Raw genomic sequence first — 20,590 nt, 5'->3', positions numbered from 1 at the left:
TGTGCGGGCTTTTTGTTTTTTGAGATGCGAGAGGCGAGTAAGCGAGATGAGAAAAGCGTAAGAGCAGGCGCGTGATGCGAATAGGTGGTCATGAACAGAATCAGAGCAGCTACACGTCACATATTTTCGTATCACGAACCTCGATATTTCATCTGCTCTATATGCCCTTCGCATCTCGCATCCCGTTTACTCTCATCTTGTTTTCATCTTCCTTTCAAAATCCAACAACCACTCTTTGCGGCTCATGCCGCCCGTGTAACCTGTAAGGGTTCCATTAGCGCCAATCACACGGTGGCAGGGCACTACGATGCTAAATGGGTTCTTACCGTTTGCACCGCCGACAGCTCGTACGGCCTTGGGGTTGTTCATTCGCTTAGCTTGCTCGCCATAGCTAATTGTTTCACCATAAGGAATGGTCGTTAGTGCTTGCCAAGCCGCTTTTTGAAATTCAGTGCCTTTTATAGTTTTCAGAGGTAGGTCGAATTCGATTCTCGTACCTGCGAAGTACTCATCTAGCTGCTTCGCTGCGAGGTTACAAAGCTCGTCAGGGTTACTCGTAATGGGCTCATCATGATTGACATGGTCGATTTCAATAATCGCCTCGCCATTGCTAATAATGATCATCTTGCCAATCGGCGCGTCATAGACTGATTTAAAACTGTTAGTTGTCATATTCATTTTCCTAGACTAAATCATTATACGCAAAAGATTCCCTACTACGCTCGTCCCTCGCTATAGGGAATGACGGATTGGAGTAGAATGCTACTTTGGGTCTATATCTGCGTATCTGCTCTAATCATCTTTTCGCATCTCGTCACTCGTATCTGCCTTTAGCTTCAACGCATAACAATATCCAGCTACACCACCTACGATGTTGCCTAATGCCAAGCCAATAAATAGGCCTTCAATCCTATCAAATAGGCTACCTATCCAAGCAAAGGGGAGCGTGAATAGAAACAGGCGCATGAAGCTCCACTGGAAGGCTTTGAGTGGTTTGTGCATCGCGTTCATGCCACTAATCAGCATCATCACAATACCTTGGAAACCATAGCTGAAAGGGACGACTAACAAATAGTGCCATAAGATGTCGCGTACTGATTCTTCTTGAGAGAAAAGAGCAGCTAGCGGAATGCTGAGTGGTACCATCATCAAGAAGATGAGCCCTTGAAACAGTACAGCAAAGCGCATACTTAGGAATAAGGCTTTGAAGCTACGTTGAGGGTTGTTAGCACCAAAGTTCTGCGCCATGAAAGGGGTAAGGGCAGAGGTTAGAGACATCAACACAATAATTAATATCGACTCGATTCGCTGCGCAGCGCCATAAGCAGCCACAGCTTCTGTACCTTGTTTGGCGAGCATCATCATGATAATCGCACCTGCTAAGGGGTTGAGCGCGTTAGACAGGGCTGCTGGCGTGCCGATCGTGAGGATCTGCTTCCAATCGTTGAGCATATCTTTTGGCTTAGGTAATGCTAAAAGCCTCTCGCGTTTGATAAGTACATAAAGTGAGCCACACAATGCACCAAACCAACTAAAACCGCTGGCTATTGCTGCGCCCTGAATGCCTAGCTCTGGAAAAGGTCCATATCCGAATATTAGTAGTGGGTCGAGCACGCCATTGATAAGGCCTGCCAGCATCATAATTTTGGCTGGGATTTTGGTATCGCCACTGGCACGAATTGCGCTGTTGCCAGCCATTGGAATCACGAGCAATGGAATTGCGAGATACCACACCAACATGTATTCGGATATTAGCGGTAATAGTTCTGGTTGAGCTCCAAGCGCACTAAACAGAGGTTCTAATGTGAATATACCTAGCGTTGAAGCACTTATGACGAGAATTACGGCAAGCAGTAGTCCATGCGCTGTAAAGCGTGCTGCGTTTTCAGAGCAACCTTTGCCAAGTAGGCGACCAATACTAGTAGAGAGTCCAACCCCAATCCCCATGGTGATGCAGTTAATCGCAAAGGTAATCGGGAAGGTAAAGCTTACGGCTGCGAGCGCCTGTGTACCAAGCAGTGAGATGAAGAAGGTATCAACAAGGTTGAACATCAAGATCGCCACCATACCGAAGATGGTCGGTATGGTCATGGTTCGCAATGTCTCTGCTATGGGAGCAGTCAAAAGCCCGTGCTTATCTCGCATGTACAACGCCGTAAAAACTAAAAGCGTAGGATAAACAGATGTGGGTAGGAAAGAAAGGAAAGCAGATACGAGATTCGAGTAAACGAGATACGAGGGGCAGGAGTAATCAATATGAATAGTTTTGAACAGTTAGAAGTAGCTTCGTCATTCCCTATAGCGAGGTACGAGCGTGGTAGGGAATCTCTTGCGACTGCCTGGTTATCCGCGCGTTGTTTGAGATTCCAGACACGAAAGAGCAGATACGAGTAAACTGGATTTGGGATGCGAAGAGCTTGAAGAGCAGATACGAGTAAGCAGGAGTCGAGATACGAAACGCCTTTCGCTCTTCACCACTCGTATCCCGCAACTGCTCTTTAAGCTCTTCGCCACTAGCTTAGTCGAATCCCGTCACTGCTCTTATTCTCTTCGCATCTCGTTCACTCGCACCCCGCATCTGTTCTTATCTGCTCTTCCGATCACAAATTTTTCCTCTCACCCCTTGGGATCTTTCACTTCGCCCCAACATACTGATTAATCCCATGCCAATCGTGGCAACTATCAAATTAAATGGAAATTATCAGGAGATAAGACCGATGAATATCCGTCCTCTACACGACCGAGTTATCGTTGAGCGCCAAGAAGTTGAATCTAAATCTGCTGGTGGCATCGTTCTAACTGGTTCTGCCGCTGAAAAATCAACTCGCGGTGTAATTCTAGCTGTAGGTAAAGGCCGCATCCTAGAAAATGGTTCAGTACAACCATTGGACGTTAAAGTTGGCGACACAGTTATCTTTGCTGAAGGCTACGGCACTAAAACAGAAAAGATCGACGGCAAAGAAGTTCTGATCATGTCTGAAAACGACATCATGGCGATCGTTGAGTAATCCGCGCTATACAAACTGAACTGACTGAATAAAGAATTTAAAGGAAATAAAGATGGCTGCTAAAGACGTTAAATTTGGTAACGACGCACGAGTTAAAATGCTAGAAGGTGTAAACGTTCTGGCTGACGCAGTAAAAGTAACGCTAGGTCCTAAAGGCCGTAATGTTGTTCTAGACAAATCATTTGGCGCACCAACGATCACTAAAGATGGTGTTTCTGTTGCACGTGAAATCGAGCTTGAAGACAAGTTCCAAAACATGGGCGCGCAAATGGTTAAAGAAGTGGCTTCACAAGCGAACGACGCTGCGGGTGACGGTACGACTACTGCAACTGTTCTTGCTCAAGCTATCGTAAACGAAGGCCTAAAAGCCGTTGCTGCTGGCATGAACCCAATGGATCTTAAGCGTGGTATCGACAAAGCTGTTGTTGCGGCAGTTGAAGAGCTAAAAGCACTTTCAGTTCCATGTGCAGATACTAAAGCTATCGCACAAGTAGGTACTATCTCTGCAAACTCTGATGCGACAGTAGGTAACATCATTGCTGAAGCGATGGAAAAAGTAGGTCGTGATGGCGTTATCACTGTTGAAGAAGGTCAAGCACTACAAGACGAGCTAGACGTAGTTGAAGGTATGCAGTTCGACCGCGGTTACCTGTCTCCTTACTTCATCAACAACCAAGAAGCAGGCTCTGTTGATCTAGAAAGCCCATTCATCCTTCTTATCGATAAGAAAGTTTCAAACATCCGTGAACTTCTTCCAACTCTAGAAGCAGTTGCTAAGGCATCTCGCCCACTTCTAATCATCGCTGAAGATGTAGAAGGCGAAGCGCTTGCAACTCTAGTCGTGAACAACATGCGCGGTATCGTGAAAGTTGCTGCTGTTAAAGCGCCTGGTTTCGGTGACCGTCGTAAAGCAATGCTACAAGACATCGCTATCCTAACTGGCGGTACGGTTATCTCTGAAGAGATCGGTCTAGACCTAGAGAAAGTAACGCTAGAAGACCTAGGTCAAGCTAAGCGTGTAACGATCACTAAAGAAAACTCAACCATCATCGATGGCGCGGGTGAAGAAGCAATGATCCAAGGTCGTGTTTCTCAAATCCGTCAACAAATCGAAGATGCAACTTCAGACTACGACAAAGAGAAACTACAAGAGCGCGTTGCTAAACTAGCAGGCGGTGTTGCAGTAATCAAAGTTGGCGCTGCGACTGAAGTTGAAATGAAAGAGAAGAAAGACCGCGTAGAAGACGCACTTCACGCAACTCGCGCTGCAGTTGAAGAAGGTGTGGTTGCTGGTGGTGGTGTTGCACTTATCCGCGTTGCTTCTAAAGTTGCTGGCCTTGAAGGCGACAACGAAGAGCAAAACGTTGGTATCCGCGTTGCACTACGTGCAATGGAAGCGCCAATCCGTCAAATCACGAAGAACGCAGGTGACGAAGAGTCAGTGGTTGCGAACAATGTGAAAGGCGGCGAAGGTTCTTACGGCTACAACGCAGCTACAGGTGAGTACGGCGACATGATCGCAATGGGTATCCTAGATCCAACTAAGGTTACTCGTTCTGCACTACAATTCGCTGCATCAGTTGCTGGTCTAATGATCACAACAGAAGCGATGGTAACTGACCTACCACAAAAAGACGCTCCAGCAATGCCTGACATGGGTGGCATGGGCGGTATGGGTGGCATGGGCGGTATGATGTAATCCCCCTCGCTATTCATAGTGAAATTGAAACGGAGACTTCGGTCTCCGTTTTTTGGTTTTGAAGAGCAGATGCTTAAGAGCAGATTCGAGATGCGAGTAAACGAGATTCGAAGAGAGTTAGGGCAGATACTAGATTCGAGTAATCGAGATGCGAAAAGAATTAGAAGATTAAAAGCAGATGTGAGATTAGACAAAAATAAGGGAAAAGGTCTCTAGATTTGGTGCTTTTTTAGGACTTGCTTATTGGGCGTTTTTGAGATGATTATCTTTTCAATACTTAGGTAGCAATCGCGCTGTATAGAAAACTTGATGTGTGGCAGCGTAGTCGTCTGCTGTCGATATCTGTTTATAGGGAAACGGCGACTTGCCGTGACTATGGTTTTAAAGATCAGATTACGCGTAGCGCATTATCTGTACCTAGCAATATCGCTGAAGGCTGTGAGAGAAAATCCTTAAAAGAACGCCAGCGCTTTTTTGCAATTGTAAAAGGTTCAATAGGTGAATTTGCAACCCAAGCCGATATCGGCACTGAAGTTGGGTTTGTTCACAAAGACGTTGCGGCTAGGTGGCAATCTGAAGCTCTTCAAATCTCTCGCATGCTAGGCGCCCTAATTAAATCGCTAGAACAGTAAACCTTCTCGCTCTTCGCATCTCGGTTACCCGTATCTCGCATCTTCTTTTCTCTCATCCGCTCTTATTCTTTTCGCATCTCGCTACTCGAATCCCGTATCCGCTCTTATTCTTTTCGCATCTCGCCACTCGAATCCCGTATCTGTTTTTCCATTGCTCTTTCTGATTTACCGCCTTATATTCAACAGAACAGTTATGACATTGATATAACATGGAAGGCTGTTGAATAAAGGACAATAAATACTTGATTGATAATGTATAAATCAAGCCAACAATAAGTCAGTGGAGACTCCCCCAATGAAAAAACTACTTTCAGTATTAGCGGTATCAGCGGCAGTTATGGCACCAGCGGCATTTGCTTCTTCGCCTGTAATGTTCTCAACAATCAATGGATTCAACGCGCCAGATTCTGATGCGGTTGGTGGTGTGCGTGTTGCGCTGCTGCATGGTCAAGTTAACGACCTTAAAGGTTTAGACCTTGCTGTGATTGGTATGTCAGAAACACAAACTACGACGGGTGTGAACCTAGGTTTCTTTGGTGCATCTAAAGTGAACCAAGAGATGACAGGTGCGTCACTGGGTTTCTTTAACTGGAATACGGGTAAAACGACGGGTGTGAACCTTGGTGCCGTGAACATCACGAATGATGTAAAAGGCGCGAACGTGAGTTTTGTGAACTACTCGGAAGGCGACACTATGGTTGATGTGGGCGCTGCAAACCTTTCAGAGGTGTCGACGGTTCAGGTTGGTATCTTCAACAAAACCAACAAGATTGAGGGCGTACAAGTGGGTCTGATCAACTGTGCAGACAACGGCTTCTTCCCTTGTTTCCCAATCGTGAACTTCGCTAAATAACACGAATTTCAGGTTAAGTAAGCTAACGCCTCAGATCAATTTTCTTGGGCGTTAGTCATACTCTTTTCATATTTACTTCTTATCTTGATAAGCATCTGGTTTGTTATTTTTGTACTTGGCACTGGACGACCAAAATCAAATTGGTACAATGTACGGCAAATTTAAACGCAGACTATTGTTGCTTTGATTACCTATCAGATTCTAGATTTTAAAAAGGCTTTTATCGGCCTTACCGCCACGTTTTTACTCGTATTGAGCTTGTTGCTTGTTGATTCAGCGGAAGAATCAGATGCTTTGTATTGGATTGAAAATCAAAGGGTCAGCCGCTCAATTGAAGAGTTAACGCAGATCATCAACGCGCTTGAATACAACATTACTGCGCTTTATCCGCTGCATGGGGACACCTATGCCTTTGACCATACGCGTAAAATCAATGGTCAAACTTGCTACTTCAGTAGTGAAGAGCAGTCTCTTCCTCGCTTTGATTTTATGTTCTCGGGCCCGGTCGAGATGTGCGATCCGCAATCAGAGCTCAACACCGAAGCAAGTAAGCGCCTGTTTATCGCTCCGACCATGGCTTACTTCGCCAATACCATCGATACCATCTCTGCGATCTATTTTATTTCTAAGAAGAAGTTCATCATCTCTTCGCCTTCAGATTTCGCCAGCTACATTGAGGGTGATACCTTTGATTCTGTGGTGAATAGCCGTCCTTATTGGATTAACACCATTCGCTTCGGGTTAACGCAGCAAAAAGACCGGGTTGTTTATACTGGTCAGTATGATGATTACCTCACGGGTAAAAAGGTGGTGACTCTGACCAAAGGCATCTACGTTGATGGTGAGTTTAAAGGTGTGCTTGGGGTTGATGGCTATGTGTCGAACCTCGTTTCTAATCCGGACCACGGCTATGAAATCTCAAGCACGCTTGGCCTAAACAAGTACGGGTTTATGGATTTTACCCATTCTCACCCATTGTATGTCGATGGCCTCAACACGCAGCTCTATCTCAATATCGAAGAGAAAAAGCGCGAACATTTACTCCACGTGTTGGAGATGGACCGTTTACAGCTTTCATTGTTACTTGGTCTCTATATCTTTGCAGTATTGGCGTTATGGCGCATTCACACCAAGCAAGAGCACAAACGTTTGAATGAGCTTGCAATGCGCGACCCGATGACGGGCTTACTCAATCGCCGTGGTTTTGAAGCGAGGTTATTGTCACAAGATGAAGAGCCGATCATTGGTATTGGCGTATTTGATATTGATGACTTCAAAGCTGTCAATGATAAATACGGTCATAAGGTGGGTGATGAAGTGATCTGTCACGTTGCCCACTTGATGACGAGCAGCGTTCGTCAGCGCGATATTGTGGCGCGCTTTGGTGGCGAGGAGTTTGTGGTCGCCATTACTGGTGAATCTTCAGAGCTTTTGACCTCTATCTTTGAGCGCATTCAGAACGACATCAGTCTACAGAGTTACCGCTGCAGTGATGGTGATAGGATCAGTGTGTCAGTGTCGGGTGGGGCAACGCTCTATTCTATATATAAGTTCGACAGTATGGCCCATTTATGGAAGAACCAGAGTATTCGAGCATCTGACGAACAGCTCTATCAAGCTAAAATTTCCGGTAAGAATCAGGTCTGTATTCAAGTCTTCTAACTACGCTTTGAATAAAGCACCTTACACAACAAAGCCCAATGATCACTCATTGGGCTTTGTGTTTTTGAAGCGAGCTTATGACTTATTGATTCGGCCCTTCCGCATCCACTTCTGGTGAACGCCTCGGCGTAGGCTCTGGAAACTGTTTTCCACTTTATCGACACCCAACAAGATGACGAGAGATAGAACAGTGATGATCACCGATTGGCTTAAATGACCAAGGGCGATCATCATCCCTAAGGCGGCTAACACCCAAATAATGGCCGCAGACGTTACACCATGAATCTTGCCATCGAGCGTCATCATCACTCCGGCACCTAAGAATCCGACACCAGTGATGATCTGGCCGAGCACGCGGGCTTGGTCAAGCGTATTCGGTGAAAGACTGATCGCCATGGTTAAGAAAAAGTAGGTACCACTGATGATCAATATCGAGGTGCGAATCCCTACAGGCTTACCGCGCGTTTGACGTTCAATACCGATTAAAGAGCCGCATAACATGCACACGGCCAGAGCTGCCCAGCTGAAAGGGGCAAGGTTGAGAAATTGTTCGATGGTTTGTGACATATCACCCCTCCTAAAAATTTAGAATAGAGCCGAGTATGCTAATAATAGACCGGACGATCGAACAAAAAGTTTTTGTCTAGACGATTAAATTGTGGTTAGTAACTTTTAACAGCCGCTGGTGGTCAGTTCAAAGGTTGGCTCAGAAGAGGAGGTAGCCTCGGTATATTCTAGGTAGCAGCTATCACCTTGCTTTTTGCGGCTTGCTGGAGCGTAAATAATGATGCCATCAGTAGCGCTGACATTAGTAAAAAACCAGTCGGCATTACCAGTGTCCCATTCCGCGTCTAGAAAGGTAGACTCAATCAATTGCGACCATGTTTCGTCATTCATTGCTGCAGGATAGCCGTACGCTAACTGAATGAAATCGCCTTCAATCTCAATAGATTTACTTACGGCTTTATCAATCCCAAGAGCGACTGATTTTCCATAGACCATTGAACTCGCACCTTCCATACCACCTTTTAATCCGTTCAAAGTTGAGATACGAGCATCGGTTTGAAGATTAAGGAACTTGTTGGCAGCCGTCACTGAAACAATACCTAAGATAACAATCACCACCACTAGCTCAATGATGGTAAAACCTTGATTACATGTGGTGCTGTTCGAATACTTCTTCATTTCGGTAACGTCTTATTCTAAGTGGAGATCGAGTGGTGTCTTGCTGCTGCGGCCGCCAATTTCACGAGTCAGTTTAGGGACGAGATACCCCGAAACCTCAGACATCAAGCCTTGCATATGCTGTTTGGCTTCCTGATCGGAAATGTAAAAGTGCGCCGCGCCCTGTACCTTATCAAGTACATGCATATAGTAAGGTAAAACACCGGCATCGAATAGACTTTCACTTAGATTTTTCAAAGAGTTAACGCAATTATTTACGCCTTTCAGCATCACGCCTTGGTTGAGTAGGGTCACACCGCTGCGCTTAAGCTTGGATAGCGCCTGAGTCAGCTCTTCATTGATCTCATTAGCGTGATTGATATGGTTTACCAGAACGACGTTGAGACGGGTGTTGCTGAGCATTTGGCATAGTTCGTCAGTAATGCGTGCCGGGATCACCACAGGTAAGCGGCTGTGGATACGAACCGTTTTAATGTGAGGTATGGACTCGATCGCCTTAATCAACCAATCGAGTTCGCTGTCTTTGGCCATCAACGGGTCGCCACCAGAGAGCAACACCTCGTTGATTTCATGGTGCTGAGCCACGTAATCGAGGCTGGTCTGCCAAACCGATTTAGAGCCTTTGTTGTCCTGATAAGGAAAATGGCGACGGAAGCAGTAACGGCAGTTCACCGCGCAACCACCCTTTACGATCATTAACGCGCGGTTCTTGTACTTATGCAGCAGCCCCGGAATCGCATTATCTTGCTCTTCTAATGGATCCGCAGAGTAACCCTCATGCACCTCGAACTCTTCACTCAATGGCAAAACCTGACGCAACAGTGGGTCATGTGGGTTGCCTTTTTCCATTCGCTCGACAAAGCTTAACGGTACGCGCAGCGCAAACAGGTTGCGTGCGGCGAAGCCCGCTTGCCACGGTGTTGGGTCTATTTCCAATGCTTCAAGGAGTTTTGTCGGGTCTGAGATCGCATTCGATAGCTGTTTGAGCCAGTTTTGCTCAACAGATTCGACTTTTCGGGTTATGATATGCGGCATTGAAATCAACTCAAAGATGTGTAAGAGGAAATCATGGCGTCAGTAAGCACCAATGAATTCAAAGGCGGTTTAAAATTCATGATGGATAACGAGCCTTGCTCAATTATCGAAAATGAATACGTTAAGCCAGGTAAAGGCCAAGCGTTTAACCGTGTTAAACTTCGTAAACTGCTGTCAGGCAAAGTGTTAGAGAAAACATTCAAGTCGGGCGATACAGTAGAACTAGCAGACGTTGTAGACGTTGATCTAGGCTACCTGTACTCAGACGGCGAGTTCTTCCACTTCATGAACAACGAGACATTCGAGCAAATCGCTGCAGATGCGAAAGCAGTAGGCGAGACAGCTAAATGGCTAGTTGAAAACGACGTATGTACTCTAACGTTGTGGAATGATAACCCTATCACAGTAACTCCGCCAAACTTTGTTGAAATCGAAGTAACGGACACGGATCCTGGCCTGAAGGGTGATACTCAAGGTACTGGTGGTAAACCAGCAACTCTAGCAACTGGCGCGGTAGTTCGTGTACCTCTATTCATCGCTATCGGTGAAGTTGTTAAAGTTGATACTCGTACTGGCGAATACGTTGGTCGTGTGAAGTAATTGACTTCAAGTATCTGATGAAAGGTCGCTTCGGCGGCCTTTTTTATTGCCTGTCATTTCTGATTTGCTTTCCCTTCTTCTTACTCTCCATAGCGACATACCCCGCAAAGTTAGATTAAATCTGTATCATTCGTAAAAATCTTATAAATTTGATGAATCTTTCGATTATTCCTTAATGTAACAATTTGATACATTAGTCCTCGTTGTCAGTGAGTTGCATATCACTTTGATTTATTTCGATTTAACTCAATGACAATCCAAAAAGGAGAATAAAATGGAAAGTAGAGGCTTAGGAAAAGGTCTGAAAGTAGAAGAGAGACGTCAGCTACTACATAAAGGACTCAAAGCAGCGGTATTTGGTGTACCACTGCTCGCGTTAGGCTTAACAATCAATAGCTCTGTGCTGATGACCGATGCCGGTTACAGCTACGTGCATCAAAATAATATCACCGGTGAACTGGATGTGTTTACCGAGCCAGGCATTCACTTTCGCATGCCATTTTTGTCAAAGATCACCAAGTACGATCAAGTGATCACTGTGTCTTTTGGCAATAGCAAAGGAGAAGACTTCTATCAGAGGTTAGATCCGGTGCAGGTGCGTTTTGCCGATACTTATATTGGCGAGATCCCGGTGACGTTTCGCTTTAAGTTGAGCAACGATCCGCAAGCCGTGGAAAAGATGCATAAAGAGTTTCGTAACAACAGCAACTTGATAGATGCATTGCTGGTAAAGAATGCGCGTAACGTAACCGTGATTACGGCTACTCAATACACAGGTGAAGAGTTCTTCCAAGGTGGCTTGAACCAATTTAAATCTAAATTGGGTGACCAGCTCCGAGAAGGCATTTATCTGACCGAGCGTCGCCAAGTAGAAGTCGAAGAGTTAGAGCTAGCACCTGTCGGGGCAAACCAGTCGAACTCGAACCAGTTACAGCGAACCAATCAGTTGGTGTGGAAGACTGTCCCTGTTGTGGACAATACTGGCCAACCAATTCGTCAGGACAACCCATTGCAGCAGTATGGCATCCAAGTAACTCAGGTGACGATTGGCGACCCTCAACCAGAGAAACAACTAGATCAGCTATTGGCGGACAAGAAGCGTCTCGTCGCAGACCGAATCCGAGCGATTCAAGAGCAAGAAACCTCAAAAGCGCAAGCCGAGACTGAGCAGCTTCGTAAAGAGATTCAGCGTACTCGTGAAGTTCAAGACGCGCAGCGCAGCAAAGAACTTGCGATTATTTCTCAGCAAAAGGAAGTGGAAATTGCCCGCCAAATTGCTGAGCGTGAAATCGTCGAGGTCGAGAAAACCAAGCGCTTGGCTGAGGTAGAAAAAGAGAAAGAACTGGCAACAGCAGAAGCCAACCTAGCGATTCAAAAAGCCAATGCCTTATCTGCCGAATATGAAGCGAAAGCGATTCTCGAAAAAGGTCGAGCAGAAGCAGAAGTCTTGAAAGCGAAATATGCCGCTTTAGGTGCCAACCGAGAGGTGTACCTAGCTGAACTGAACCGCGATGTAGCGAACTCGCTGTACAATAATCTGCAAAACTTCCAAGTGCAGATGCCACAGAACTACATAGGTGGTGGTGAGCAAACTGGTCTGAAAACCAACTTGGATGTAATTACCGGCTTCGGTGCATTAGGCTTAATGGACCAGACCAAGAAGGTCACACAGCAATAAGATCATAGGTAACCAAAAGCTCTGATTACTTGTATTAGTTCAGATTACTGTAACGGTTAGAAAAGCAAAGAGGCTGATACACAGGTATCAGCCTCTTTTTTATTGGACATGCTTTGCATTAAAGTATGACCGTCATCTGCCAAATGACATTGTTGTACTTATAATGATAATATTATCACTAATTATTTTGAGCCGTGTAAGCTAGTGTAAGTCGCGCTTTGTAAGGGTATATAGCGGCAACAAAAAAAGCAGAACCGGTTTACCCAGCTCTGCTTCTATTTTTAAGTTCTTCGCATCTCGATTACCCGAAACTCGAATCTGCTTTTAGCTCTTCGACACTCGTTTACTCGAATCCCGTATCTGCTTTTAGCTCTTCGCATCTCGATTACCGAAACTCGAATCTGCTTTTAGCTCTTCGACACTCGTTTACTCGAATCCCGTATCTGCTTTTAGCTCTTCGAAACTCGTTTACTCGAATCTCGTATCTGCTCTTACCTAGATCATAAACACAAAGATCACAGCTAGTGCGCTGATTAGGCCTGCAAATGCGTAACATGCAACTTTGCCAGCAACACCTGTGTGGAACTTAAGGTCGTGCATGCCGTGGTGTACACGGTGCATTGCATGCCACATAGGTAGAGCTAGTGTACCAATCACAAATAGACCTCCGATGATGCTGGTGGCAAAACCAGACACACGCTCGTAGCTCATTGCTTCTGCATCAATAATGCCCATTGGTACCAGGATGCCTAGTACAAGAATCGTGATTGGTGTGATCATCGCAAACCAAGTACCGCCGGCGCCAAATAGGCCCCACCAGATTGGCTCATCAGAGCGTTTAGGAGCGCGATTTACTTTGTAACTTGGGTTCATAATTCAGCTCCTTAAACCACAACAAGAACGATGAGTGAGATAAATGCGACTGCCGCCCACTGACCAAGAACGATCAGCTTCTTATCAAGCAGTTTGCCTTTGATGCGGATCGGCATCACTTGCGGCATCATGCTGAAGAAGGTTTGAGCATGAAGCAGGCTGCCCAGTAGCGCGACAATATTAATGCCAACAACCAGTGGGTTAGCCATGAAGTCGAGCCATGTTTGCCACGCTTCTGGGCCTTTTACCAGTGAACCTAAACCGAAGGTTAAGAACACGGTAAATAACACCAATGGCAATACGGTTGCTTCACGTAGCATGTAGAAGCGGTAGAACGGGTGGTTGCTCCACCACGTACGATTCATTTGACGAACATAAGGTTTACGGTTGCTCATCTTACGCCTCCTCTGCTGTTTTCTTTGGAGTGCCGTCAGGCTTGAACATAGAGATCACGAAGTCCATAGAAGACTCGACTTTACCTTGGTTAACCGCGGCTGCTGGGTCTACTTTCTTCGGACATACTTCAGAACAGTAACCCACAAACGTACAGCCCCAAGCGCCGTTTTCACCGTTGATAAGCTTCATACGCTCATCTTTACCATTGTCACGGCTGTCTAGGTTGTAACGGTGAGCAAGAGTCAGTGCCGCAGGGCCGATGAACTCAGGGTTCAGGCCGAATTGAGGACACGCCGCATAACAAAGACCACAGTTGATACAACCAGCGAACTGTTTGTATTTCGCCATCTGCTCTGGTGTCTGAATGTTAGTTCCGTCTTCAGGCTTACGGTCGTTACCGATGATGTATGGTTTGATTGCTTCAAGGCGTTCAATGAACGGCGTCATGTCGACAATCAAATCTTTCTCGATTGGGAAGTTAGCCAATGGTTCGATAGTCAGGCCATTCGGGTAGTCACGTAAGAAGCTCTTACACGCTAGCTTTGGCACGCCATCAACCATGATGCCGCACGAACCACAGATCGCCATACGACAAGACCAACGGTATGACAGGTCTTTGTCTTGGTGATCTTTGATGTAACCAATCGCGTCAAGCACTGACATGGTCTCATCGAAAGGCACTTCGAAAGTCTGCATGTAAGGTTCTGCATCTTTCTCTGGGTCGTAGCGCAGAATGTCTACTTTTTGGATACGATTCGCTGACATTATGCTTGCTCCTCTTCACGGTTCTCATCTTGAGATTTGTCGGCTTGTGCTGCTTTTTCTGCGGCTGCCGCTTTCTCTGCTGCTTCACCATACAGACGCGCTTTCGGTTGAGACTTGGTGATCTTAACGTTGCTGTAGTCGATGGTTGGAGCCGCATCTTCATTGAAGAAAGAGAGAGAGTGTTTCAGGAAGTTCACGTCATCACGCTCTGTGCAGTTGTCGTCTAGACGTTGGTGTGCACCGCGAGACTCTTTACGAAGGATCGCTGAGTGAACCATTGCTTCTGCCACTTCTAGGCCGTAGCCCACTTCGATAGCGTAAAGTAGGTCAGTGTTGAACACCTTGCCTTTGTCTTTAATGCTGATCTTCTTGTAGCGCGCTTTTAGCTCGGTGATCTTGTCGATGGTTGCTTGCATCAAGTCTTCTTGACGGTAGATACCACAACCCGCTTCCATGGTGTGACCCATTTCAGTACGGATATCAGCCCAGTTCTCATCGCCTTCTTGGTTCATCAACGCTGCGATGCGATCTTCGACTGCTTTGACTTGCTTAGCGATCGACTCTTCATTCCAGCCTTTGAACTCTGCTGCGCGTTTCACAGCGTGTTCACCGGCAACGCGGCCAAATACTACGAACTCAGCTAGAGAGTTAGAACCTAGGCGGTTTGCACCGTGTAGGCCAACAGAAGCACATTCACCTACCGCGAATAGACCTTTAATGCGAGTTTCACATTCACCGTTGGTTTCGATACCACCCATGGTGTAGTGAACAGTCGGACGAATTGGGATTGGCTCTTTTGCAGGATCAACGTTCACGTAAGCTTTTGCTAGCTCACAGATGAACGGTAGACGCTCTTGCAGGTACTCTTCACCAAGGTGGCGAAGGTCAAGGTGTACTACATCACCAAGAGGGTGCTTGATGGTGTTGCCTTTCTGCTGCTCATGCCAGAATGCTTGAGAAACTTTGTCACGTGGACCCAGTTCCATGTATTTGTTTTTCGGCTCGCCCATTGGAGTCTCAGGGCCCATGCCGTAATCTTGTAGGTAACGGTAGCCGTTCTTGTTGACGATGATACCGCCTTCACCACGACAACCTTCGGTCATCAAGATACCTGTACCCGGTAGACCTGTTGGGTGGTATTGAACGAACTCCATATCACGCAGTGGAACACCGTGGCGATAAGCCATTGCCATACCGTCGCCGGTTACGATGCCGCCGTTGGTATTACAGTGGTAAACACGACCTGCGCCACCCGTTGCTAGCACAACCGATTTTGCTTTGATGGTAACAAGCTCACCTTCAGACATGTGAATCGCGATAAGGCCTTGTACTTCGCCTTCTTCAACGATCAAATCCACCACAAAGTACTCGTCAAATCGTTTGATTTGGTCGTACTTCATCGAAGTCTGGAACAGAGTATGAAGCATGTGGAAGCCGGTTTTATCCGCTGCGAACCACGTTCTTTCTACCTTCATACCGCCAAAGCGACGTACGTTTACTTCACCATTTTCTTTACGACTCCATGGGCAGCCCCATTGCTCCATTTGGATCATTTCGCGAGTCGCGTTTTCAACAAAGTATTCAACAACATCCTGTTCACATAGCCAGTCGCCACCGCCAACAGTATCGTTGAAGTGGTTATCTAGGCTATCTTCGTCCTTGATTACAGCTGCCGATCCGCCCTCTGCCGCCACAGTGTGTGAACGCATTGGGTAAACTTTAGAAATCAGTGCTACTTCTAATTCAGGATTAGCTTCAGCCGCTGCAATAGCAGTACGAAGACCAGCGCCGCCTGCGCCGATGACTGCGATATCTGTGGTAATTGTCTTCACAGTTATCCTCCAGTGTGATGCGGAGTTTTCCGCTTGTTATTATAAAAAGCCGATTTAGGAATCAGTGAACGATAGAAACCGCTCATCGCACCTAAGCCTTAAGTGGTAGGTTCAGTGTAAGAGAGGAAGTGCTTTCAAAAATTGATGTATTTAGGGTTTTGCTTCGGTAATGCATGTGAGGGCATAAACTTTCTAGAATATGTGATTGTAGTCACGGCAAGAATTTGTTGCGTGCTACAGGTAAGATAACTCTCTCGATAAAGGCCAGATATTGAGCAGTTTGTTATTGGTTTCATTAATTGTTTTTGGCTTTAATTATCAAGCTCAGTGTTGAGATGGCTTCGCGTTACAGCAGTAAGATAAAGATGATCTTTTGCTAAACTAGCGGTATCTTTCGCCTCAGCATTTTTAGTGAGTAATTCTCGATATCATGAACAATTCTAACTGGCAGCCAGCCGCGCCGATTAAGCAGCTGAAACAACGAGCTTTGCTGATTCGTCAGATCCGTGACTTCTTTTTTGAGCGTGATGTGATGGAGGTGGATACTCCCGCCATGAGTCATGCCACGGTGACAGACGTGCACTTACATACCTTTAAAACCGAGTTTGTTGGACCGGGGTACGCGGGTGGTCAAAAGCTATTTTTCATGACTAGCCCAGAATTTCACATGAAGCGTTTACTTGCTGCGGGTAGTGGCTGTATCTATCAGATTGCGAAAGCTTTCCGTAATGAAGAGAACGGTCGTTATCACAACCCTGAGTTTATGATGTTGGAGTGGTATCGCGTCGGCTTTGACCACCATAAGCTCATGGATGAGATGGATGATTTGCTGCAACTGGTTTTGAAATCAGATCAGGCTGAGCGTATGACTTATCAGAACGCATTTCTTAATGTGTTAGGTGTTTGCCCATTAGAAGGTTCGATGGCTGAACTGAAAATCTGTGCAGGTAAATTAGGTCTGAGTGATATTGCAGATCCAGAAGAGGATCGCGATACCTTACTGCAATTATTGTTTAGCATCGGTGTGGAGCCAAAGATCGGTCAAATCGTTCCAGCGTTCGTTTATGACTTCCCAGCTTCCCAAGCGGCACTGGCTAAGATTAATCCTCAAGACCATCGCGTAGCGGATCGCTTCGAGGTTTACTTTAAAGGCATTGAATTGGCTAACGGGTTCCACGAGTTGGATAACCCGCAAGAGCAGCTGCAACGCTTTGAGGAAGATAACCAAAAGCGTATCGAGATGGGCTTAGAGCCACAACCTATTGATTATCATCTCATTGAAGCGCTTAAAGCGGGCTTGCCAAGTTGTGCGGGCGTGGCGCTGGGTATCGACCGACTGATCATGCTGGCTATGGGCCATGATCATATCGATGAAGTCACGGCTTTTCCTTTCCCGAGAGCATAACTCTTCCTTTTGAGTCAGCTAACTCTGGCAATGTTAGATTAGCTGACCAATATCCCCGTTCCTACTACTGCGACAATAGCGCCAATCCATGCGTAGATATTTGGCCTCTGCTTGGTGTAAATCCACAAGATTGGTAACAGCATGATTGGCGTAGTTGAAGAGAGCAGGGCAACCATACCGACATTCCCCTCTTGCAACGCATATAGAATCAGCGTCATGCCTACCGCCATCGCAAGAAAGCCGTTAATTGCAGTAATGAATAGAATATTGCCGTTCATCGGGTTGATTGCACGTGATAGCTTGGCACCTGTTAATCGAAATGCAGAGTGCGCAATAAAGGCGGTGATCATTCGAATTGCCGAGGCAGCAATAGGGTCGATATTGGTTTGCATGACCGGCTTGGCGATAATACCACCCAATGCTTGGCAGATTGCTGCTGTTAAGCCCAACGCAACGCCAATCCAAACAGTGCCTTTGATGGTCTCTAGTTGGTTGTTTGCTTGTCCTTTACGACCAAAGAAAATGGCAGTGAGTACGCCACTGAAAACCAAGGCGGAACCGATAAGCTCTAAGCTGGTCATGCTTTCGCTAAACAGGAAGTATCCAAGAATGGCGGAGAAGACAGCATGGCAAGAGAACAGCAAACCGGCCTGACGTGGCCCCATGCGGTTCAAACAAGCAAATAGGGCTGTATCTCCAATAAAGATACCAATCAGGCCTGACAGCATCATTGGGGTGATAAGGTCGGCTTCGACAGTTGCCCAGCCACCGGTGAGCCAAGCCATGGTTGAAAGCATAATTGCCGTACAGCCCATACGCCAACGACTATAGGCAAACGAGCCTAAGTGTTGAGCCGGCTTTACCGACATTAAGCTGGCGATTGCCCACAAAAACGCAGCCGCCAAGGCCAACCATTCAAATCCCATTGCTCACATCCATGTAAAAAAGCGAAGAGAGTTAATATGCCCGAAAGCGCTGAGTTCGCAAAGAACTAGATTGGCTAAGCTTTAAAATCATGAAGGCTTGAAGTAGTTAAGTTCAGGTAGAGGGTGGTGTTTAAAAGAGAAGCGTCATAGCTCAATAGAGTATTGAGCTATGACGAGTTTGGACAAAAGAGAGATCTAAACGAATAGGAACATCGCTAAGTAGACAATCGCAAGGCCAACTAAGCCCAAGATAACGCCCATCTTAGCCATGTCTTTACTTTCAATTAGTCCAGTCGAGTAGGCGAGTGAGTTAGGCGGTGTCGATACTGGCAAGATCATCCCGAGTGATGCTGAGAACGCGACCACAACCAATAGCCCTTGCAGACCACCGATGGCCGCTAAGCTTTCCATAGAGGCACCAATCGCTGCAGCAATCGGCATCAATAAGTTAGCGGTGGCAGTATTGGACATGAAGTTTGCCATCAACCAACAAACGATAGACAGCGTTAGTACCACAGCGGCTGGAGAGAGTGACTCATAGTCAATTGCATGTGCCAGTGCCGCTGCCAGCCCTGTCTTGTCTAAACCGATACCAATCGCAATACCACCGGCAACCAACCACAACACGTCCCAGTTAATCAGCTTGAGCTCTTCTTTGCCCATGATGCCAGTTAAGGTAAATACAGCTAGCGGGATGATAGAAACCACATAGGTGTTCATGCCGTGTAGCTTAGTTGTCATCCATAGAAGAATCGTTGCAGCAAAGGTGATGTAAACTACGATTGCGCGCCAACTCTTTTTGAATTGCCCGTCGAGCTTCAACACCATGTTTTTCTGCTGAGAAGGGAAGAACTTTTGTAGTAGAACCCAAGCAATAGCGAGCTGAATGATCACAAACGGCAGACCCATCATCATCCAACTTAGGAAGTCGATGGCGTTTTCGCCGGTTAAATACTGCAATGCAATGGCGTTCGGTGGAGTACCAATCGGAGTCGCAATACCACCTGTGTTGGCAGCGATTGGAATACACAAAACCAAGGCTTTAATACCTAAATCACCTTTCGGCGCTGAGGCAACAATCGGGCCGAGTAGAGCCAGCATCATTACCGTGGTTGCGGTGTTCGACATGAACATCGAGAACACTGCGGTGATCAACATTAAACCAAGCATGATGTAGCGGGGTTCAGTGCCAAAGGGCTTTAACAGAACACGAGCTAAGTTGTTGTCGAGTTCGTATTTGGACGCTGCAATCGCTAGAGCAAAACCACCCATGAATAGAATGATGATTGGCGATGAGAAGGCGCTGAAGATATCGGTGTATTTGATCAGTTCGCCTAAATCATGGCCTGCTGGTGGCTGCCTAAAGAGGTGTAACCCTTTGTCCGATATCATGATCACCTCAAGAGTGATGATCAAAATCGAAGTAGCGAAAACCGGAACGGGTTCTAGTACCCACAACAATGCAGCAAGCAAGAAGATAGCCAAAAGACGATGTTGAATTAGGGTCAGGTCGTCAATGGGAATGGAATCAATAGGCATGAATAACACACCCAATGGAATCGCAAAACAGATCAGCAGCTTGATGAGAACACCAATATTAAGCCTAGGCATGGAGTAGAGCCCCTGTGAAGAAAATATCTACAAATAGAGTAAGTTATCTGTTTTCACGATACTTAGGCAGCTGTTATAAAATTGGAAACTCGTTTAACTTTTCGGCAACTGTTTTGTTTTTAGTCAATATTTGCGAAAGGGATTCGCTATTGTTTCGAAGAGGAGTATGAAAAAGGCGAGCTCATCGCTCGCCTTTTTGTGATTCGTTTTGAGTGTAGAGATTACTCTTGCTCAGAATCCGGTTGTACTTTTTCTGCTTCTGCTTCTGCTTCTGCTTCTGCTTCTGCTTCTGCTTCTGCTGACGCGATGTGCGCGAAAGGTGTACCAAGAACCGTTTTCTCACCATTTGCCATGCTGTCATCGAACTTGATTGCATCTTTAGCGAATAGGTTAATTACCGTAGAGCCTAGCTTAAAGCGGCCCATCTCTT

Annotated in this window: 20 protein-coding genes; 8 read left to right on the top strand and 12 right to left on the bottom strand. The window is 46.2% G+C overall.

Features of this window, described 5'->3' with window-relative positions:
• Nucleotides 1–192: 192 nt before the first annotated feature.
• Nucleotides 193–672, bottom strand: coding sequence for a methylated-DNA--[protein]-cysteine S-methyltransferase (locus tag KI655_RS10325; RefSeq protein WP_285404423.1), 480 nt, complete (start codon nucleotides 670–672; stop codon nucleotides 193–195).
• 120 nt (nucleotides 673–792) lie between these two features.
• Complete coding sequence (locus tag KI655_RS10320; RefSeq protein ID WP_285404422.1) at nucleotides 793–2,145, bottom strand: MATE family efflux transporter; 1,353 nt, start codon at nucleotides 2,143–2,145, stop codon at nucleotides 793–795.
• Between the two features lie 572 nt (nucleotides 2,146–2,717).
• Here KI655_RS10320 and KI655_RS10315 point away from each other — a divergent pair.
• From KI655_RS10315 to KI655_RS10295, 5 genes are all read left to right on the top strand, one after another.
• Nucleotides 2,718–3,008, top strand: coding sequence for a co-chaperone GroES (locus KI655_RS10315; RefSeq protein WP_032551221.1), 291 nt, complete (start codon nucleotides 2,718–2,720; stop codon nucleotides 3,006–3,008).
• A 52-nt stretch (nucleotides 3,009–3,060) separates the two neighbouring features.
• Entirely contained in the window at nucleotides 3,061–4,707 is a 1,647-nt protein-coding gene (gene groL / locus KI655_RS10310) for a chaperonin GroEL (RefSeq protein WP_171369303.1), read from the top strand.
• A 287-nt stretch (nucleotides 4,708–4,994) separates the two neighbouring features.
• Nucleotides 4,995–5,339: a four helix bundle protein gene (locus KI655_RS10305; protein WP_373417249.1), complete on the top strand. Its 345-nt coding sequence runs from the start codon at nucleotides 4,995–4,997 to the stop codon at nucleotides 5,337–5,339.
• A 295-nt stretch (nucleotides 5,340–5,634) separates the two neighbouring features.
• Nucleotides 5,635–6,192 carry a VC2662 family protein gene (locus KI655_RS10300; protein WP_285404419.1) on the top strand — a complete coding sequence of 186 codons (558 nt, stop codon included), beginning with the start codon at nucleotides 5,635–5,637 and terminating at the stop codon, nucleotides 6,190–6,192.
• 261 nt (nucleotides 6,193–6,453) lie between these two features.
• Nucleotides 6,454–7,854: a sensor domain-containing diguanylate cyclase gene (locus tag KI655_RS10295; protein ID WP_285404417.1), complete on the top strand. Its 1,401-nt coding sequence runs from the start codon at nucleotides 6,454–6,456 to the stop codon at nucleotides 7,852–7,854.
• 75 nt (nucleotides 7,855–7,929) lie between these two features.
• Here KI655_RS10295 and KI655_RS10290 read toward each other — a convergent pair whose 3' ends face one another.
• From KI655_RS10290 to epmB, 3 genes are all read right to left on the bottom strand, one after another.
• Nucleotides 7,930–8,421 carry an MgtC/SapB family protein gene (locus tag KI655_RS10290; protein WP_285404415.1) on the bottom strand — a complete coding sequence of 164 codons (492 nt, stop codon included), beginning with the start codon at nucleotides 8,419–8,421 and terminating at the stop codon, nucleotides 7,930–7,932.
• A gap of 105 nt (nucleotides 8,422–8,526) precedes the next feature.
• Nucleotides 8,527–9,039, bottom strand: coding sequence for a prepilin-type N-terminal cleavage/methylation domain-containing protein (locus KI655_RS10285; RefSeq protein ID WP_285404413.1), 513 nt, complete (start codon nucleotides 9,037–9,039; stop codon nucleotides 8,527–8,529).
• Nucleotides 9,040–9,051: 12 nt separating this feature from the next.
• Nucleotides 9,052–10,074 (bottom strand): EF-P beta-lysylation protein EpmB, encoded by a 1,023-nt coding sequence (epmB, locus tag KI655_RS10280; RefSeq protein WP_285404411.1) that lies wholly within the window; start codon nucleotides 10,072–10,074, stop codon nucleotides 9,052–9,054.
• 33 nt (nucleotides 10,075–10,107) lie between these two features.
• Here epmB and efp point away from each other — a divergent pair, with 33 nt between their 5' ends.
• Both efp and KI655_RS10270 read left to right on the top strand, forming a co-directional pair.
• Entirely contained in the window at nucleotides 10,108–10,674 is a 567-nt protein-coding gene (gene efp, locus KI655_RS10275; protein ID WP_032551233.1) for an elongation factor P, read from the top strand.
• Nucleotides 10,675–10,948: 274 nt separating this feature from the next.
• The gene (locus KI655_RS10270) at nucleotides 10,949–12,352 is read left to right on the top strand and encodes an SPFH domain-containing protein (protein WP_285404408.1); all 1,404 of its coding nucleotides are present in this window, start codon (nucleotides 10,949–10,951) and stop codon (nucleotides 12,350–12,352) included.
• Between the two features lie 495 nt (nucleotides 12,353–12,847).
• On the opposite strand, the gene frdD is transcribed toward KI655_RS10270, so the two are convergent.
• The 4 genes from frdD to frdA are packed head-to-tail and all read right to left on the bottom strand — an operon-like array spanning nucleotide 12,848 to nucleotide 16,218.
• Nucleotides 12,848–13,225: a fumarate reductase subunit FrdD gene (gene frdD, locus KI655_RS10265; protein ID WP_032551235.1), complete on the bottom strand. Its 378-nt coding sequence runs from the start codon at nucleotides 13,223–13,225 to the stop codon at nucleotides 12,848–12,850.
• Nucleotides 13,226–13,236: 11 nt separating this feature from the next.
• Complete coding sequence (gene frdC, locus KI655_RS10260; RefSeq protein ID WP_032551236.1) at nucleotides 13,237–13,620, bottom strand: fumarate reductase subunit FrdC; 384 nt, start codon at nucleotides 13,618–13,620, stop codon at nucleotides 13,237–13,239.
• 1 nt (nucleotide 13,621) lies between these two features.
• Nucleotides 13,622–14,386, bottom strand: a complete 765-nt coding sequence (locus tag KI655_RS10255; protein ID WP_285404405.1) for a succinate dehydrogenase/fumarate reductase iron-sulfur subunit — start codon at nucleotides 14,384–14,386, stop codon at nucleotides 13,622–13,624.
• On the bottom strand, nucleotides 14,386–16,218 hold the full coding sequence (gene frdA / locus KI655_RS10250; RefSeq protein ID WP_285404403.1) for a fumarate reductase (quinol) flavoprotein subunit: 1,833 nt from the start codon (nucleotides 16,216–16,218) through the stop codon (nucleotides 14,386–14,388). The genes KI655_RS10255 and frdA overlap by 1 nt, the downstream gene beginning before the upstream one ends.
• A 430-nt stretch (nucleotides 16,219–16,648) precedes the next feature.
• On the opposite strand from frdA, the gene epmA reads away from it, so the two are divergent.
• A complete protein-coding gene (gene epmA, locus KI655_RS10245; RefSeq protein ID WP_285404401.1) occupies nucleotides 16,649–17,623 on the top strand; it encodes an elongation factor P--(R)-beta-lysine ligase in 975 nt (324 codons plus the stop codon).
• Between the two features lie 38 nt (nucleotides 17,624–17,661).
• Here epmA and KI655_RS10240 read toward each other — a convergent pair whose 3' ends face one another.
• From KI655_RS10240 to KI655_RS10230, 3 genes are all read right to left on the bottom strand, one after another.
• Nucleotides 17,662–18,549, bottom strand: a complete 888-nt coding sequence (locus KI655_RS10240) for a DMT family transporter (protein ID WP_285404398.1) — start codon at nucleotides 18,547–18,549, stop codon at nucleotides 17,662–17,664.
• A 195-nt stretch (nucleotides 18,550–18,744) separates the two neighbouring features.
• Complete coding sequence (locus KI655_RS10235) at nucleotides 18,745–20,160, bottom strand: SLC13 family permease (RefSeq protein WP_285404395.1); 1,416 nt, start codon at nucleotides 20,158–20,160, stop codon at nucleotides 18,745–18,747.
• Between the two features lie 221 nt (nucleotides 20,161–20,381).
• Nucleotides 20,382–20,590 (bottom strand): phosphatidylserine decarboxylase (locus tag KI655_RS10230; RefSeq protein ID WP_373417586.1); only part of this gene is annotated, 209 nt, incomplete at its 5' end.

This window comes from Vibrio sp. D404a (assembly GCF_030248535.1).
Lineage (GTDB): Bacteria > Pseudomonadota > Gammaproteobacteria > Enterobacterales > Vibrionaceae > Vibrio.
Note: the sequence above shows the minus strand (reverse complement) of the source record. Positions and strands in the feature narration are given on the sequence as shown.